At 57.4% G+C, this 14,035-nt stretch carries 15 protein-coding genes; 5 read left to right on the plus strand and 10 right to left on the minus strand.

The window, feature by feature from the left end; all coding sequences use genetic code 11:
- Position 1 precedes the first annotated feature (1 nt).
- The 5 genes from iolC to iolG form a co-directional block, all read right to left on the minus strand.
- Positions 2-1,912, minus strand: a complete 1,911-nt coding sequence (gene iolC / locus K3556_RS01590) for a bifunctional 5-dehydro-2-deoxygluconokinase/5-dehydro-2-deoxyphosphogluconate aldolase (protein ID WP_260517987.1) — start codon at positions 1,910-1,912, stop codon at positions 2-4.
- A gap of 113 nt (positions 1,913-2,025) precedes the next feature.
- On the minus strand, positions 2,026-2,847 hold the full coding sequence (locus tag K3556_RS01595) for an ATP-binding cassette domain-containing protein (RefSeq protein WP_260517988.1): 822 nt from the start codon (positions 2,845-2,847) through the stop codon (positions 2,026-2,028).
- A 1-nt stretch (position 2,848) separates the two neighbouring features.
- Positions 2,849-3,958, minus strand: a complete 1,110-nt coding sequence (locus K3556_RS01600; RefSeq protein WP_260517989.1) for an ABC transporter permease — start codon at positions 3,956-3,958, stop codon at positions 2,849-2,851.
- 69 nt (positions 3,959-4,027) lie between these two features.
- Complete coding sequence (locus K3556_RS01605; RefSeq protein WP_260517990.1) at positions 4,028-4,948, minus strand: sugar ABC transporter substrate-binding protein; 921 nt, start codon at positions 4,946-4,948, stop codon at positions 4,028-4,030.
- Positions 4,949-5,053: 105 nt separating this feature from the next.
- Positions 5,054-6,076 (minus strand): inositol 2-dehydrogenase, encoded by a 1,023-nt coding sequence (gene iolG / locus K3556_RS01610; protein WP_260517991.1) that lies wholly within the window; start codon positions 6,074-6,076, stop codon positions 5,054-5,056.
- A 162-nt stretch (positions 6,077-6,238) separates the two neighbouring features.
- Here iolG and K3556_RS01615 point away from each other — a divergent pair, with 162 nt between their 5' ends.
- Positions 6,239-7,246, plus strand: a complete 1,008-nt coding sequence (locus K3556_RS01615) for a LacI family DNA-binding transcriptional regulator (RefSeq protein ID WP_260517992.1) — start codon at positions 6,239-6,241, stop codon at positions 7,244-7,246.
- Positions 7,247-7,507: 261 nt separating this feature from the next.
- On the opposite strand, the gene K3556_RS01620 is transcribed toward K3556_RS01615, so the two are convergent.
- Both K3556_RS01620 and K3556_RS01625 read right to left on the minus strand, forming a co-directional pair.
- Positions 7,508-8,488, minus strand: coding sequence for an NAD(P)H-quinone oxidoreductase (locus K3556_RS01620; protein ID WP_260517993.1), 981 nt, complete (start codon positions 8,486-8,488; stop codon positions 7,508-7,510).
- Positions 8,481-9,173, minus strand: a complete 693-nt coding sequence (locus K3556_RS01625; RefSeq protein ID WP_260517994.1) for a COQ9 family protein — start codon at positions 9,171-9,173, stop codon at positions 8,481-8,483. Before K3556_RS01625 ends, K3556_RS01620 begins: the two co-directional genes overlap by 8 nt.
- A gap of 108 nt (positions 9,174-9,281) precedes the next feature.
- Here K3556_RS01625 and rpsU point away from each other — a divergent pair, with 108 nt between their 5' ends.
- The gene (rpsU, locus tag K3556_RS01630) at positions 9,282-9,488 is read left to right on the plus strand and encodes a 30S ribosomal protein S21 (protein WP_091427324.1); all 207 of its coding nucleotides are present in this window, start codon (positions 9,282-9,284) and stop codon (positions 9,486-9,488) included.
- Between the two features lie 97 nt (positions 9,489-9,585).
- Here the strand turns inward: rpsU and K3556_RS01635 are convergent, their stop codons facing one another.
- From K3556_RS01635 to K3556_RS01645, 3 genes are read right to left on the minus strand one after another with little or no spacing between them, the layout of a single operon-like run.
- Entirely contained in the window at positions 9,586-10,503 is a 918-nt protein-coding gene (locus K3556_RS01635) for an ornithine cyclodeaminase family protein (RefSeq protein ID WP_260517995.1), read from the minus strand.
- Complete coding sequence (locus K3556_RS01640) at positions 10,500-11,141, minus strand: HAD family hydrolase (protein ID WP_260517996.1); 642 nt, start codon at positions 11,139-11,141, stop codon at positions 10,500-10,502. The genes K3556_RS01635 and K3556_RS01640 overlap by 4 nt, the downstream gene beginning before the upstream one ends.
- Before the next feature lie 56 nt (positions 11,142-11,197).
- Positions 11,198-11,566, minus strand: coding sequence for a response regulator (locus K3556_RS01645; RefSeq protein WP_260517997.1), 369 nt, complete (start codon positions 11,564-11,566; stop codon positions 11,198-11,200).
- A 198-nt stretch (positions 11,567-11,764) separates the two neighbouring features.
- On the opposite strand from K3556_RS01645, the gene K3556_RS01650 reads away from it, so the two are divergent.
- Genes K3556_RS01650 through cbiB form a run of 3 tightly spaced genes read left to right on the plus strand, consistent with a single transcriptional unit; the run spans position 11,765 to position 13,994 of the window.
- Positions 11,765-12,136 carry a DUF1636 domain-containing protein gene (locus K3556_RS01650; RefSeq protein WP_260517998.1) on the plus strand — a complete coding sequence of 124 codons (372 nt, stop codon included), beginning with the start codon at positions 11,765-11,767 and terminating at the stop codon, positions 12,134-12,136.
- Positions 12,133-13,080 carry a threonine-phosphate decarboxylase gene (locus K3556_RS01655; RefSeq protein ID WP_260517999.1) on the plus strand — a complete coding sequence of 316 codons (948 nt, stop codon included), beginning with the start codon at positions 12,133-12,135 and terminating at the stop codon, positions 13,078-13,080. The genes K3556_RS01650 and K3556_RS01655 overlap by 4 nt, the downstream gene beginning before the upstream one ends.
- Positions 13,077-13,994: an adenosylcobinamide-phosphate synthase CbiB gene (cbiB, locus tag K3556_RS01660; protein WP_260518000.1), complete on the plus strand. Its 918-nt coding sequence runs from the start codon at positions 13,077-13,079 to the stop codon at positions 13,992-13,994. The genes K3556_RS01655 and cbiB overlap by 4 nt, the downstream gene beginning before the upstream one ends.
- The last annotated feature ends 41 nt before the right edge of the window (positions 13,995-14,035 follow it).

The following is a 14,035-nucleotide window of genomic DNA, read 5'->3' on the forward strand; positions in this document are numbered from 1 at the left end:
GTCACTCCACGTTCAGGCGGGCCTCTGCCCGCGCATTGTCCCAAATATTACACAGCGCCGTATAGCGTTCGGCCATCTGCGACACCGCCGCATCATCGGCCATATCGCCCTTCAGCCAAGCCCGCGCGGCATCGCCAAAGATTGTCCGACCGACGGCAAAGCCTTTGACCAGCGGCTGTTTGGCCGCCAGCGCGAAACTTGCCGCCAGCTCTGCCTCGGGCGCATCAAGGCCAAGAACCACGATACCACGGGTGCGCGGATCGTTGCGCTCGATCGCGTTGACAGCATTTTGCCACGCCGCGTCCGTTTTGAACGGCTCCAGCTTCCACCAATCGGGGTAAACGCCCGCGTCATAGAATTGCTGGATCAGCGTGGCAGATGTTTCATCATCCACGGGGCCAACCTTGGATGGAATAATCTCAAGCAGGAATTCCAACCCGTTGCGCCGCGCTGCGGTGAACATACGCTTCACCCGCGTCAGGTGCTTTTGTTGCGTTTCGGCATCATCATCGGGATGCACAAAGACCAACAGCTTAACGATATTTTCACGGGGCCATTCGCGCAGCTGGCCGAGGTCGTGGCCAAGCTCCGGTTCAAACTCAATCGGGCGAGATCCGGGCAGTTCTGTCGGGCGACCGATCCACAGGCCACTGCCACTTGCCGCGTGCAACGCGCTGCGGCCGATCCGGTTGTCACACAGGATGCCGAAACCCGGCTGCCCGTTCTGCACTTTTAGCGCGGCCTGAAGGCACAATTCTTTGAAAGCCCCGCCTTTTTCCAGCGAGTACCCGTCCATCTCTTCCAGTTGCAGACGGTGATCGAAGGCAAAGGTTTTCACCGAAGACCAATCACCGTGGCGGTTCGTGGCCCAGTGCACCTGCTCCAGCTCCACATCGTTGCGCAGGTCGGCCTGTTTCATGCCGCGTTCAAAGAAGAATTGCAGCTCGTCCCAGCTTGGATAGGCAGGCGTGCAGCCATGGCGGCTGACGGCAAAGGCCCCGCAGGCGTTGGCGTATTTCAATGTGGTTGGCCAGTCTTCGCCGTCCAGCCAGCCTTTCAGCAGGCCAGACATAAAGCCGTCGCCCGCGCCCAGCACATTAAACACCTCGATCGGGAAACCGGGGCCGGTTTGCCCGTCGTCCAAAGTATCGGGAATATCACCCTCAAAGGCCACCGCGCCATCGGCGCCGCGTTTGCACACCAAGGTCGCACCCGACACAGCACGCACAGCGCGGAGCGCTGCGATTGTGTCGGTGGTGCCGCCCGCGATGTGGAACTCTTCTTCGGTGCCAACAATAAGATCAAAGTAATGCAGCGCCGACTGCAACTTGGCCGTCACTGCTTCGCTTTCGACAAACCGGCTTTCACCGTCGCCGTGCCCCGCCACGCCCCAAAGGTTCGGGCGGTAATCAATGTCCAGCGCCGTCTGCTGGCCGTTGGCGCGGGCAATCTCTAGCGCCTTGATCGTCGCCGCCTCAACCTGTGGGTGGCTCAGGTGGGTGCCGGTGGCCACGACCGAGCGCGCGGATTTGATGAAATCCGCGTCGATATCATCAACCGTCAGCCCCATATCCGCGCATTTTTCGCGGTAGAAGATCAAAGGAAACTGTTCTTCGTCGCGGATCCCCAAAAGCACCAGCGCGGTCAGCCGGTCAGGATCAGTCTTCACCCCGTCCGTATTGACGCCCTCGCGCGCCAACTGCTCAACGATAAAGCGTCCCATGTGCTCGTCACCGACACCGGTAATCACCGCAGATTTCAGCCCTAGCCGCGCCGTACCGCAGGCAATGTTGGTCGGTGAGCCGCCGATATACTTATCAAACGACCCCATGTCCTCCAACCGCCCGCCAATCTGCGCACCGTAAAGATCCACTGAGGACCGACCGATTGTGATGAGATCGAGTTTTGTCATTGTCCACGCCTTAAACATCATTTTGAAAAAGTGGGGCTGATAAGACTTCTCTCATCAGCCCCACTGACCACTTTTTTCTTAGGAGGAAACTGAGTGGTATTCGAGAACCGTGATCAGACCGTCCCGCCGAGCGAGCCTTCCAACTGCGCGAGTTCCTGACCGCCGGCCATGAGCTCTTGCAGTTCTTCCGGACTGATCTCGCCCCTCTTCGCAGTGCCAAGGGTCTTGCCGCGGTTGAGCACGGTGAACCTGTCGCCCACGGCCAGCGCGTGGCGCACGTTGTGGCTGATAAAGACCACGCCGACGCCCTGTTTGCGCACCTTGTCGATGGTCGCCAGCACGTTCGAGGTCTGGCGCACACCAAGCGCCGAGGTCGGCTCATCGAGGATCAGCACCTTCGCGCCGAAATGCACCGCACGGGCAATCGCGACGGTCTGACGTTCACCACCTGACAGAGTGCCAACCGCTTGATCAGGACCGCGAAGGTTGATGCCCATTTTGCGCATCTCGGTCATGGTGATCTCGTTGGCCTTGTCCACATCAAAGCGTTTCGTGATGCCGCGCCCCTTTGTAGGCTCGCGCCCCATAAAGAAGTTACGCGCCACAGACATCAGCGGGATCATCGCGAGATCCTGAAACACGGTCGCAATGCCGGCCTCCATTGAATCGCGCGGCGTCGCAAAGTGAAGCGGTTTACCCTCGAACAGGATTTCCCCATGGGTTGGTTGGTGCACGCCCGACATCGTCTTGATGAAGGTCGATTTGCCCGCGCCGTTGTCGCCCAGCAGGCAGTGGCATTCGCCGGGGCGGATATCAAAGCTGACGCCCGCCAAGGCGATGATGTTGCCGAAGTGCTTTTCGATGTCCTTCATCTGGACAATTGGCGCGACGCTGTCGTTCACGTCACCGTGGTGGAATTTGCTATCTTCGGTCATATCAACGCTCCCCCGTTACGCGTTTGCGAATGGCATTGTTGAACAGAACAGCGATCAGAAGCATGCCGCCCAGGAACACCTGGAACCAATCCTGATCAAAGTTGGTGTAGGTTAATCCGATGACTACCATTCCGAAGATGATGGAACCGAAGAAAGCCCCGATTGCAGAGCCGTAGCCCCCGGTGAGCAGACAGCCCCCGATAACCGCCGCGATGATCGCTTCGAACTCTTTCTGGAAGCCACGACGTGCATCAGTTGAACCCGCGTCGATCACTGTGATGATTGCGACGAGCGCAGCACAGCAGGCGGTAACCATGAACAACGAGATTTTGATCCGATTAACAGGCACACCAGAATTCGAAGCTGCGATGGAATCGCCACCGGCGGCGAAGACCCAGTTACCCGCAGGGGTCCGCAAAAGAATATATGTGGCGACCAGAGCAAGAACGACGAACCAAAGAATTTCGACAGGGATACCTGTAACCTTCGGAGTGCCATTCCTGAAAGTTTCGACCATTCCTTTCTCAGCAAGCCATGCGAACAAGCCTGGGAAGGCATCACCGGAAAAGAACGGTGCAAGCCAGTCGTTTTCGGTCGCTTCGCGCATGCCGCGGAGTTGAGTTGACCCACCAGATGCCCATTTCAGGCCAACAAGCGACAAGCCTCGAAGAATAAATAGGAAAGCCAGAGTTACGATAAATGACGGCAACCCGGACCGGATCACGATCATGCCGTTAATCGCACCGACAAAAGCGGAAAAGATAAACGTAAGTGGTATGGCAACGATCAAGGGCAAGCCCCAGACCATGATGCAAACCCCGAAGAAAAGTCCCGCGAAAGCAACCATGGATCCGATCGACAGATCAAATTCGCCGCCAATCATAAGCATAGCAGCGCCGATCGCCAGAATACCAAGCTGGGCCGCTGGAGTCATAAAGTTGATGATGCCCGAGGTCGTAAACATCGCGCCATCTGCTGTTATCAAGAAGAAGATCGCGACCAGTACGACGCCCGCGATCGCGCCCAGTTCAGGCCGTTTCATCAAGCGTGATATCAGAGGCTCTTCCTTGATCCGTTCGTCACTCGTTTGATTTGGTGTTGTGTCGCTCATTGCGCCCTCTCCCGTTTCTGTTGAAAGCGGCACCGAATGGTGCCGCTTCCGTGTTCTTAATCGCGAGGTCTAGCGGATGCCTTGTGCGGACAGCTCAATTACCTGAGCAGCCTTGTCAGCTGTGATCAAGTTTGGACCAGAAGCAACGTCACCACCTGGCATCAGGCCAAATTTGGCCTGCAGCGCCATAACGGAAACACCCATGTAACCTTGCAGGTACTGCTGCTGGTCAAGTGCGAATGCTGCGTCGCCATCAACGATGGACTGCAAGAAGCCAGGGGACATATCGAACGTCGCAACGTTCACGTCACGGCCGGAAGCTTTAGCAGCAGCAACAGAAGGTTCGCCAGCTGTAGATGCACCAAGAGCCATCACTGTGTCGACGCTTTCGTCAGACGCCAGCGCAGCAGCAACCTTGGATTCAATCTCGGCAGGGTCGTTGGTTGTCGGCAGAACAGTCACTGTGCCGCCGAAGCCTTCCTCGAAACCGGCACAACGCTGGTCGAGAGAGATGTTGCCAACTTCCTGGTTCACACACAGAGCATTCGTGCCGCCCATTTCAGCGAGAGCTTCACCAGCGGCAACGCCGGCGTCATACTCATCTTGGCCAACGTGCATTGCTGTTCCCAGCTCTGCGCCCTGTGCGCCACCAGCGTTGATGGTGATCACTGGGATGCCAGCGTCAATTGCGCGCTGAACAGATGGCCCAAGTGCATCGGGGTCGGGGAACGATACAATAAGGCCATCGGGCTCTTCGTTCACGGCGGCGTCGATCAGCTGCGCCATCAGAACCATGTCGAAGGTCTCTGGCGAGTTGTAGGACACATTGGCGCCCGTATCGGCAGCAGCCTGATCAACGCCAGCTTTGACGACCGACCAGAACGCATCATTTGCCTGACCGTGCACGACGACAGAAATATCCTGTGCCATTGCTGGGGCCGCGACGGCCAAAGCTGTGGCAGCAACTGCGCCTTTCATAAACATTTTCATTTGGGTTTCCTCCCTTTTGGTTTCCCATTGCCGGTTGAACCGACACTCCTTTCACGTGGCATTAAACCACGCATTCGCATCGCCCGGGTGGGCGGTTGCTTCGTATCAGGCCGCCTCCCCGCGGCCTGAATTTCCAATCACTTGCGCCAAGGCAACAGGCTGTCCTGTTTGCGCCGACTGCGTCGCCGCCTCGGCCATCGCCAGCGCGGCAACACCGTCATGCAAATTGACCGGCATGGCCGACTTACCTTTTGCGGCCTCGACAAACGCAGCCCATTCGACTTTGTAGGCCGGCATGTAACGCTCTAGGAAAAAGTATGTTGGCTTGGCACTGCTGACGCCTGCAGTTGTCGATTTAACGACTGTGTTTTCCAGAACGTTCTGCGCCTGAAGCAATCCTTCAGATCCCAGAACTTCAACACGCTGATCATAACCATAAACCGCACGGCGCGAATTCTTGATTACGGCAATACGCCCGTCCGCGTAGGTCAATGTGACAACGGCAGTATCAACATCGCCCGCAGCGCCAATTGCCGGATCAACGATAGATGACCCCACAGCTGACACGGAAACAGGGGCCTCACCCATGATGAAATTCGCCATATCGAAGTCGTGAATCATCATGTCGCGGAACAACCCGCCCGACACTTTGATGTATTCAACAGGTGGTGGCGCCGGATCGAAAGACGTGATCGACAGCAATTCGGTCTTGCCGATATCGCCAGCATCGATTGCAGCTTTTAGGGTTGCAAAGCTTGGGTCAAAACGACGGTTGAAACCGATCATAATACCAGCCGCTTTGTCACCCACGGCTCTCAGGCATTCGGAAGCGCGCTCAAGGCTCAGGTCCACTGGCTTTTCACACAGAACCGCCTTACCCGCTGATGCGGCAGCTTCAATCAGGTCGGAATGCGTGTCCGTTGATGTAGCAATAAGAACAGCGTCGATTGAAGGATCAGCAATAATCCCTTCTGACGAGCGAACATCGCAACCGTAGTTCGCTGCCAACGCCTGTGCATTCTTCTCGAAAGCATCAGAAACCGCAACGAGTTCACTTGCCGGGTGCGAAGATATCGCCTGTGCGTGAACATTCCCAATTCGACCTGCTCCAAGCAAACCAACTCGCATTTTGATACCTCCCGATTCTTTGTTGACCTGAGCATTGGTGGCTTTGCACGCGGGTGCAAGATATATTTGCACGCGGGTGCAAAAATTTTCCGTCCCTCTCGTAAATAATGGACTTTTGCCCGGGATCGTGAGAACACTTCAAGTGAGGGGGACCAATAATATATGAGAAATCAGGACGGTTCTATTACTGCCGACGATGTCGCGGCCCTCGCTGGCGTCTCTCGCTGGACCGTAAACCGTGCCTTCAAGAAAGACGCCTCGATCTCGACCAAATCACGCGAGAAAGTCATGGAGGCGGCGGAAGCGATTGGCTACGTGCCTGACTTGCTAGCGACAAGCCTGGCGACGGACCGCACCAATCTTGTGGCGCTTCTGGTCGACGACTTCGCCAACCCCCACAAACTCGTCATGATGGAGCGTCTGACACGTATCCTGCGCAAGAGCGGCTACGACACATTGCTTGTAAACACGAGCGATGAGGAGGACGCCTCAGCAGCGCTACTCAACGCCAGCCAAAGGCGGGTCGATGCCGCCGTTTTGATTGGGGTCAGCTTTAATGACCATAGTCTTGAGACAGCGCTGGGTGCAAAGAGGGTGAAGAAGCTCATCGTATTTGCCCGAATGTCGAGGAACGACAACACGGTCTCGATTTGCTGCGATGATCGGGCTGCAATGATCGCCCTAACACAGCACGTCATTTCTTCGGGCTATCGTGTTCCGTTTTTTATCGCAGGCCCGCAAACCCAATCCGCTCATCTGCAACGCAAGGAAATTTTCTTGTCACAATGGGAAGAGAGCACCGGCACGCGACCGGAATTCGCAACAGTAGAGAGGTATGACCCCAAGTTGGCGTATGATCTTGTCGCTGAGCGGTTCGGTGGAATGCCTGTCTCAAGTTTGCCGGATGTTTTGGTCTGCGAAAACGATGCGCTGGCGATGGGGACGATCGATGCGATCCGAAACGAGCTTGGCTTACGCGTACCAGAAGATATCGCGGTCACTGGCTTCGATGACGTGCCCCAAGCCTTAAGTCCGCACTACCAGTTAACCACATACCGCCAACCCCTGACAGATATGGCAAACGCGTTGGTGGATGTCCTTGAAGGCAAGAAACGCACTAAAAAGATGAATGCGTTTCTGGGGAACCTGATCGTTCGCAAAAGCGCGTAGCTGCTTTCGATTAGCTGCCTTGAAGGCATTTGCTGGGATCAGCCTTTCAGTACGCGATCTGGTTTGGCTCATCCAATGTTGATACGAAGCGCGCAAAGCGGATTTCAATGGCTGCTTTGGCGCAGCCCACCCTCCGTCGCTGCATCTGCGAACAAATGCTGCGTCAGCAACATGCCCAAACACCAATGACGGCAAAGTCCGCAGAGCCGCCGTTAGCGACTGGGTTAACAATAGGCCGGAAGGCTGGGCCAGCCCTTGCCTCTAAACCTCCAACACAATCTTCCCAATATGCGTACTGGTCTCCATCCGCGCGTGGGCTTTCGCCGCATCCACTAATGCAAATGTCTGATCCATGACCGGTGCAACACGTCCAGATTCAAGCAGAGGCCAAACCTTTTCGGCCAGTTCCTCAGCAATTCGCGCTTTGGCGAGGTCGGATTGTGGTCGCAGGGTTGACCCCGTCACGGTCAGGCGTTTGGCCATGATCATGGCGAAGTTGATCTCGGCCTTGGGGCCAGACAGGAAGGCGATGTGGACCATGCGGCCTTCGACCGCCAGCGCTTTGATGTTGCGCGCGATATAGTCGCCCCCCACCATGTCGAGGATCAGGTTCGGTCCGCCCTCAGGCTTCATCACCTCAACGAAATCCTCGGTCTTGTAGTTGATGGCCCGTTCCGCCCCCAGATCACGGCAGACGGCGCATTTCTCGTCTGAACCAGCTGTCGTGAAGACCCGCGCGCCAAAAGCATTGGCCAGCTGGATCGCTGTCGTTCCGATGCCGGAGCTGCCACCATGCACCAAGAAACGTTCGCCCGCTTGCAACCCGCCGCGCATAAAGACGTTGGACCAGACGGTGAAGAAGGTTTCGGGCAGGCAGGCGGCCTCTTTCATCCCCATGCCATCGGGCACGCGCAGGGCATGGGCCGCAGGTGTGGTCACGTATTCCGCATAGCCGCCACCGGGCAGCAGGGCGCAGACCTTGTCGCCCACAGCCCATTGCGTGACACCGTCGCCCAGCGCTGCAACCTCGCCCGAAGCCTCAAGGCCGGGCAGGGGGCTGGCGGTAGGGGGCGGGGCATAAGCGCCTGCGCGTTGAAGCGCATCAGGCCGGTTCACACCGGCGAAGGCCACGCGGATCAGAATCTCGCCGGGGCCGGGGGGCGGAACGGGCTGTTCTGACAGCTTCAGAACTTCGGGCCCGCCCGGTTCGGTGATCTCAATCGCGCGCATGGTCTCAATCATTCTTTGTCCTCGTGTCTTCTGGTTGCCAACGACCCGGATAGTTCGGGTTCGGCCCACCCGGCGCTTTAATCCCGTCCAGAATTTTCCCCGGCCCAGACATGAACGCCTTGTAAAGCGCGCTGCCGCGGGCTTGGCCTTTGATCTTCTCGATCTTCATGACGTCGTCTATCCGACGGTCAAGAAAAGCCCATGTGGCTTCGCTGCCTTCTGTCTCATCGCCTAACCAGAAGAGTACCACCGAGGAATAGACAGCCGACAGCGTGGCGCGTTTCGTGTACCAGTTCAGGTCAGTCGATTTGTCGCCCAAGGTTTCCCAGATCAAGCCGCAAGTCTGCCAAAGCGCGGCAGCACCGTCGCCTGCATTTTGAGGAAGGGCAAAGAACGCCATGCCTTTGCGTACAAGCTCCTTATCGGCAACCTCTAACCGATAGCGCACACCGGCCGCGATTCGGTCGCGAAACCGCATACCATCCAGGTCGGCGACTTTCAGACGGGCCACCATGTCCTCGTCCCCCTTGCGGTGATATGCCAGCGCAAGGTCCAGCGCGCCGCGCGGGAACATGGCGCGGGCCTCGTCCTCGGTCAGGTCGCAATCATGTGCGGCGGCGATCAGGGTCGCATCGCTCCACCCGTCAAACGGGACATGAGCAATGGCCGCTTCCAGCATTTTCTCTTTCTCGATCATGTGCGGTCCTCGCGTCTGAGGGTGAACTGGACAAATGCAGTCATGGGTGTTAGATGAGCGCTTCCTGCAATTCTGCAAACTCTAACTTAGAAAGGTGGTGACAACCACATGCAGGTTTCGGTTCGCGATAACAACGTAGACCAGGCGCTTCGTGCGCTGAAGAAGAAACTTCAGCGTGAAGGTGTCTTCCGCGAAATGAAGCTTCGGCAACATTTCGAGAAGCCCTCCGAGAAGAAAGCGCGCGAGAAGGCTGAAGCGATTCGCCGTCAGCGCAAGCTGGCTCGGAAGAAAGCACAACGCGAAGGTATGATGTAAGTCATCCCCAAGCGACCCGGCGAGTGGGTTGTCAACTGCTCGCCAAAAACGACCCCCGCAGCAGCCGCTTCGGGGGTTTGTTTTTTCTGGCGTGGCGCTATTGCGCAGCACGCCACGCGTCCAGAATATATCGGCTGGTCATCAGGTCCAGGTGCGCCCCGCCGCCATTCTTGTAAAGCGTGATGTCACCGGGTTGGCGGGTAAACACGCCGGCCTTTTGGTCGTAAAGGTCCCCCACTACATCGTCGCGGGTGATGACGCCACGCGCCAGAGGGTCTTTGAATTCACCAATATGGTCCAGCACGGTGTCGCGACTGTCCATGAACAGGCGGGCACGGGTTAACGCGGTGTCGTCCGCCTCGCGCATGTCTGCGCGATAAGCGCCGATCAGGTCCAGATGCTGGCCGGGTTTCAACCAATTGCCATTGATCAAAGGATCCGTGGTCATGGTGGCCGAAGTGATGATGTCGGCCTGCGTTACGCCGTCCTCAAGTTCTGCGATGGCGTCGGTCTTGTCACACTCGTCCGCAAATCTCCTGGCGCCATCCGGGCTGCGGTTCCAGACTAGGAATCGAGCTTGCGGAAACAGGGCCTTATAGGCGTCGCGCAGGTTTCGCCCGACCGTACCAGCGCCAACGATCAGGATGACTTTGCTGTCAGGGCGCGCCAGCAACCGCGCGCCAAGCACGCTGTCACCAGCGGTTTTCCATTTTGTAACCAAGTGGAAATCGACGATGGCGTCTAACAGGCCGGTGATGTCGTCGTAAAGGTTCACCGCGCCGTGGATCATTGGCTCGCCCCGTCCCGGATTGCCGGGCATGATATTGGCTGTTTTTACCGCAATACCCAAACCGTCAATCCACGCCGAGCGGGTCAGCATCGTGTCATCGCCGCGATACAAAAACGTGTCGCCGATTTGGGCTTTAGGGCGGGCATGGCCTTGGATAAGGGCGTCAGTCAACCTGCGCCAATCCAGAAGCTCCTCGGCCAGAAATGGGATCATGTCCGGGGTCATAAATCCGACCCTTCGATCAGCCCAAGACCGATAATATGATCGGCCCATTGCTCTGGTGAGACGAAGTGGTGGGTTCGCCATCCACGCTGGGCGGCAGCAGCAATATTATCTGCGCGGTCGTCTACGAACAGCAAACCATCAGGTGTAACGCCGCAATCCGCCTCGACCATCTCATAGATACGAGCATCTGGTTTGATCACGCCCATATGGCCCGAAATATAGGGGCGGTCGAAATCGGACAGAAAGTCGAATTTTGTCTTCGCCAGTTCAAAAGTTTCGCGGCCGAAATTGGACAGCGCGAATACCGGAACATTGCGCGCCTTCAGTGCGTGCAGCGTTTTGACAGATAAACTGATGGCGGGTTGCGCCAAGTCCAGCCAGCGATCATGCCACATCAGAATTTCCGTGCGAAAATCGGTATTCGCCTCGGCCGTTTCATCGATCACCTGTCGAAATCCCTCGCCCCTATCGATCCGGTCATTCATCGCATGAAGGTCAACGGCGCCAAACATCTGTCGGCGCCGATCTGGTCCGATCCACTGGTCATACTGTTCTTCGGGTTGCCAGCGAATAAGCACATTGCCGATGTCAAAGACAACGGCATCGGGTTGGGCGGTTTTGGGGTCGGTTTGGATCATTCCCAGACCCTAGCGCAGCATAATGCGATTGCAAGCGAGGTTTGCAGACCAATGCCCTAGCCGCGATCTGAGCTTCCATGGAAGGCGATGACATTTGCCAAATCCTCGGTCGGGATGTCAGCCGACACGCAGGCATGGGCATTAGCGATGTGATTGAACAGCGACCCGTCAGAGAAGAACGTAGACCTGGTCACAAAGATAACACGGGCGTCCGGCGCCCGGAACGCCGCATAATCCGCCAACGCCAACCCTTTTCCGCCTTCAAGGTCAGAATTCAACACCACCACGTCAAATGGCTGTTGATCGAGCAAATCGGTCGCGTCGCCTGAGGAATGCGCGCGGGCAACGGTAATGCCTTGCCGAAACAAGTGACTGGACCAAAGTTTGGCCAGGTCCGGGTTGGCTTCCACGATCAGAACCCGCATTTGCTACACTCCACCTTTCAGGATCGCACGAACAAGAACGCTTATCTATCTGGAAGCAGCGCAATGGTTAATGGGACATTTCGCGCAGAGTTCTCATGGATGACGTTTTGCGCAGAAGGCTTGCCGCATATGCCTCCGATAGCCATTGTCTTTTGCGCCATTTTCCGCTTCAACCCCTGCAGGACAAGGAAGCGCGCGATGACCACCTGGATAACGATCTGTGACACCTGCAAACGGGAAGATTGGGATGCGACGAGCAATCCATTGACGGATGGAGAGGTTCTGGCTGCGCTGATTGAAGAACGGGCCGAAGGTTCCGTGGTCAAAACCCGACGCGTGTCTTGCCTGATGGGTTGTGACAACAGCTGCAATGTCGCAATCCAAGCCGATGGAAAACTGGCTTATACGCTGGGTAAATTCGATCCAACGGATGAGGCCGCGCAGGGGGTTGTGGACTATGCCAAGGCCCATGCAGCTAGCGCATCAGGCCAGGTGCCCTATCGCGAATGGCCACAGGCTGTGAAAGGGCATTTTGTCACGCGCCATATGCCGCTGCCAGATAGCGAATGACCAAGCCCGCACAGATCCGCGACCACGGCGGCGGTCTTGATGCCGCGATGGCCAAGTATGGTGGGTCACGCAGCGATTGGCTTGATTTGTCCACGGGGATTAATCCAGAGCCTTATCCAGTGGGAACCATCGCGCCCCACGCATGGGCAAGCCTGCCAGACGCGGGCGCGTTCGATGCTCTGCAAGCGGCGGCGCGGCGGTTCTGGTCTGTCCCAAATGATGCGGCCGTTTTGGCAGCGCCCGGAGCCTCCGCTCTGATCGCACGAATTCCGGCATTGCTCCTGCCTTCGCGAGCCGTGATCGCGGGACCAACCTATAACGAACACGCCGCCAGCTTTCGCGCCCAAGGGTGGCAAATTGCAGACCATGGCGACGGCGATGCGCGAGTGATCGTCCATCCTAACAATCCGGATGGTCATGTTTGGGACGCCCCCAACTTTAACCAATCTATCACCGTGATTGACGAAAGCTTCTGCGATGTCGACCCGAAGATCAGCCATATTCAGACAGCAACGCAGCCGGGCACATTGATCCTGAAAAGTTTTGGCAAATTCTGGGGGCTGGCCGGGTTGCGCCTTGGGTTTGCCATCGGCGATCCTGACCTGATCGCGCGACTGCGCGAGGCGATTGGTCCGTGGCAAGTCTCTGGCCCGGCACTGGCCATCGGCGCGCGCGCGTTGACCGATGACCAATGGGCTGAGCAAACACGCGAGCGGCTTGGCGACGATGCTGCTCGTTTGGACGCTCTGATGACAGACAACGGGGCCACGCTGGTTGGCGGCACCTCGCTGTTCCGGCTTTATGATGTCGGGAACGCAGCACATTGGCAGGATCGTCTGGCCAAGCGCCATATCTGGTCACGTGTTTTCCCGTATTCCAGCAAATGGCTTCGGCTTGGCCTGCCGCCTTCGTCCGGTTGGCGCCAGCTAGAGGCCGCACTATGAGTGGTGCCGCTATTCTAGCCCTTGCTCTGCTTCTGGATGCCCTGCTGGGCGAACCAGATTGGGCATGGAAGCGCGTGCCGCATCCGGCCGTTCTGATGGGCAAAGCAATCGGCTGGTTAGACGCAACCTTTAACGATGGTGAAAAGCCTTTGGCGAAGGGCGCGTTGGGCATTCTGTCGTTTTGCGCGGTCGCCGCGATCATCGGACTGGCCCTTGCGGATGCGTCATTCGGTGGCGTGTTTGAGGTGCTTGTGGTTGCCATACTTCTGGCACAGAAATCGCTGACCCAGCATGTGCAGGCGGTCGCGGATGCGCTGCGGAAGTCCGTGGCCGACGGGCGCACCGCGGTAGCTATGATCGTCGGGCGGGACACGGCGGATTTGGACGGTCCGGCCATATCTCGCGGCGCCATTGAAAGCGCAGCAGAAAACTTCTCGGATGGGGTCGTTGCTCCCGCGTTCTGGTTTCTTGTCGCAGGACTTCCCGGGATACTGATCTATAAGCTGGTGAATACAGCCGATAGCATGATCGGCTACCGCACCGAACGTCATGAGGAGTTCGGTAAATTTGCAGCTCGGCTGGACGATGTGATGAATTTGGTTCCTGCGCGCCTGACGGCCTTGTTGTTCATGCTGGCCCGCAGAAACACCGCCGCGTGGCGTGTTGTCCGCCGCGATGCCCCTTTGCACCGATCCCCCAATGCAGGCTGGCCCGAAGCGGCAATGGCCGCGACCCTGAATGTCGCCCTTTCGGGCCCCCGGTCATACGAGGGCGAGACGTGTGACTTTCCGTGGGTGAATGGCGATGGCGCGCATGACATTGGGTCGAAAGAGATAGACCAAGCGGTCGATATGCTTTGGGCTGGCTGGCTGGCTCTGTTCGGTATTGTGATCGTGCTGGCGGTTGTCACCTAGCTCCAATCAGGTAACGTTCACGCCTGTACAGTAAACGAGGG

The organism is Aliiroseovarius sp. M344 (assembly GCF_025140835.1).
Taxonomy (GTDB): domain Bacteria; phylum Pseudomonadota; class Alphaproteobacteria; order Rhodobacterales; family Rhodobacteraceae; genus Aliiroseovarius.

Coding starts and splice junctions, on each gene's coding strand:
- iolC (WP_260517987.1), bottom strand. CDS start 1,912: ATGACAAAACTCGATCTCATCACAATCGGTCGGTCCTCAGTGGATCTT.
- K3556_RS01595 (WP_260517988.1), bottom strand. CDS start 2,847: ATGACCGAAGATAGCAAATTCCACCACGGTGACGTGAACGACAGCGTC.
- K3556_RS01600 (WP_260517989.1), bottom strand. CDS start 3,958: ATGAGCGACACAACACCAAATCAAACGAGTGACGAACGGATCAAGGAA.
- K3556_RS01605 (WP_260517990.1), bottom strand. CDS start 4,948: ATGAAAATGTTTATGAAAGGCGCAGTTGCTGCCACAGCTTTGGCCGTC.
- iolG (WP_260517991.1), bottom strand. CDS start 6,076: ATGCGAGTTGGTTTGCTTGGAGCAGGTCGAATTGGGAATGTTCACGCA.
- K3556_RS01615 (WP_260517992.1), top strand. CDS start 6,239: ATGAGAAATCAGGACGGTTCTATTACTGCCGACGATGTCGCGGCCCTC.
- K3556_RS01620 (WP_260517993.1), bottom strand. CDS start 8,488: ATGATTGAGACCATGCGCGCGATTGAGATCACCGAACCGGGCGGGCCC.
- K3556_RS01625 (WP_260517994.1), bottom strand. CDS start 9,173: ATGATCGAGAAAGAGAAAATGCTGGAAGCGGCCATTGCTCATGTCCCG.
- rpsU (WP_091427324.1), top strand. CDS start 9,282: ATGCAGGTTTCGGTTCGCGATAACAACGTAGACCAGGCGCTTCGTGCG.
- K3556_RS01635 (WP_260517995.1), bottom strand. CDS start 10,503: ATGACCCCGGACATGATCCCATTTCTGGCCGAGGAGCTTCTGGATTGG.
- K3556_RS01640 (WP_260517996.1), bottom strand. CDS start 11,141: ATGATCCAAACCGACCCCAAAACCGCCCAACCCGATGCCGTTGTCTTT.
- K3556_RS01645 (WP_260517997.1), bottom strand. CDS start 11,566: ATGCGGGTTCTGATCGTGGAAGCCAACCCGGACCTGGCCAAACTTTGG.
- K3556_RS01650 (WP_260517998.1), top strand. CDS start 11,765: ATGACCACCTGGATAACGATCTGTGACACCTGCAAACGGGAAGATTGG.
- K3556_RS01655 (WP_260517999.1), top strand. CDS start 12,133: ATGACCAAGCCCGCACAGATCCGCGACCACGGCGGCGGTCTTGATGCC.
- cbiB (WP_260518000.1), top strand. CDS start 13,077: ATGAGTGGTGCCGCTATTCTAGCCCTTGCTCTGCTTCTGGATGCCCTG.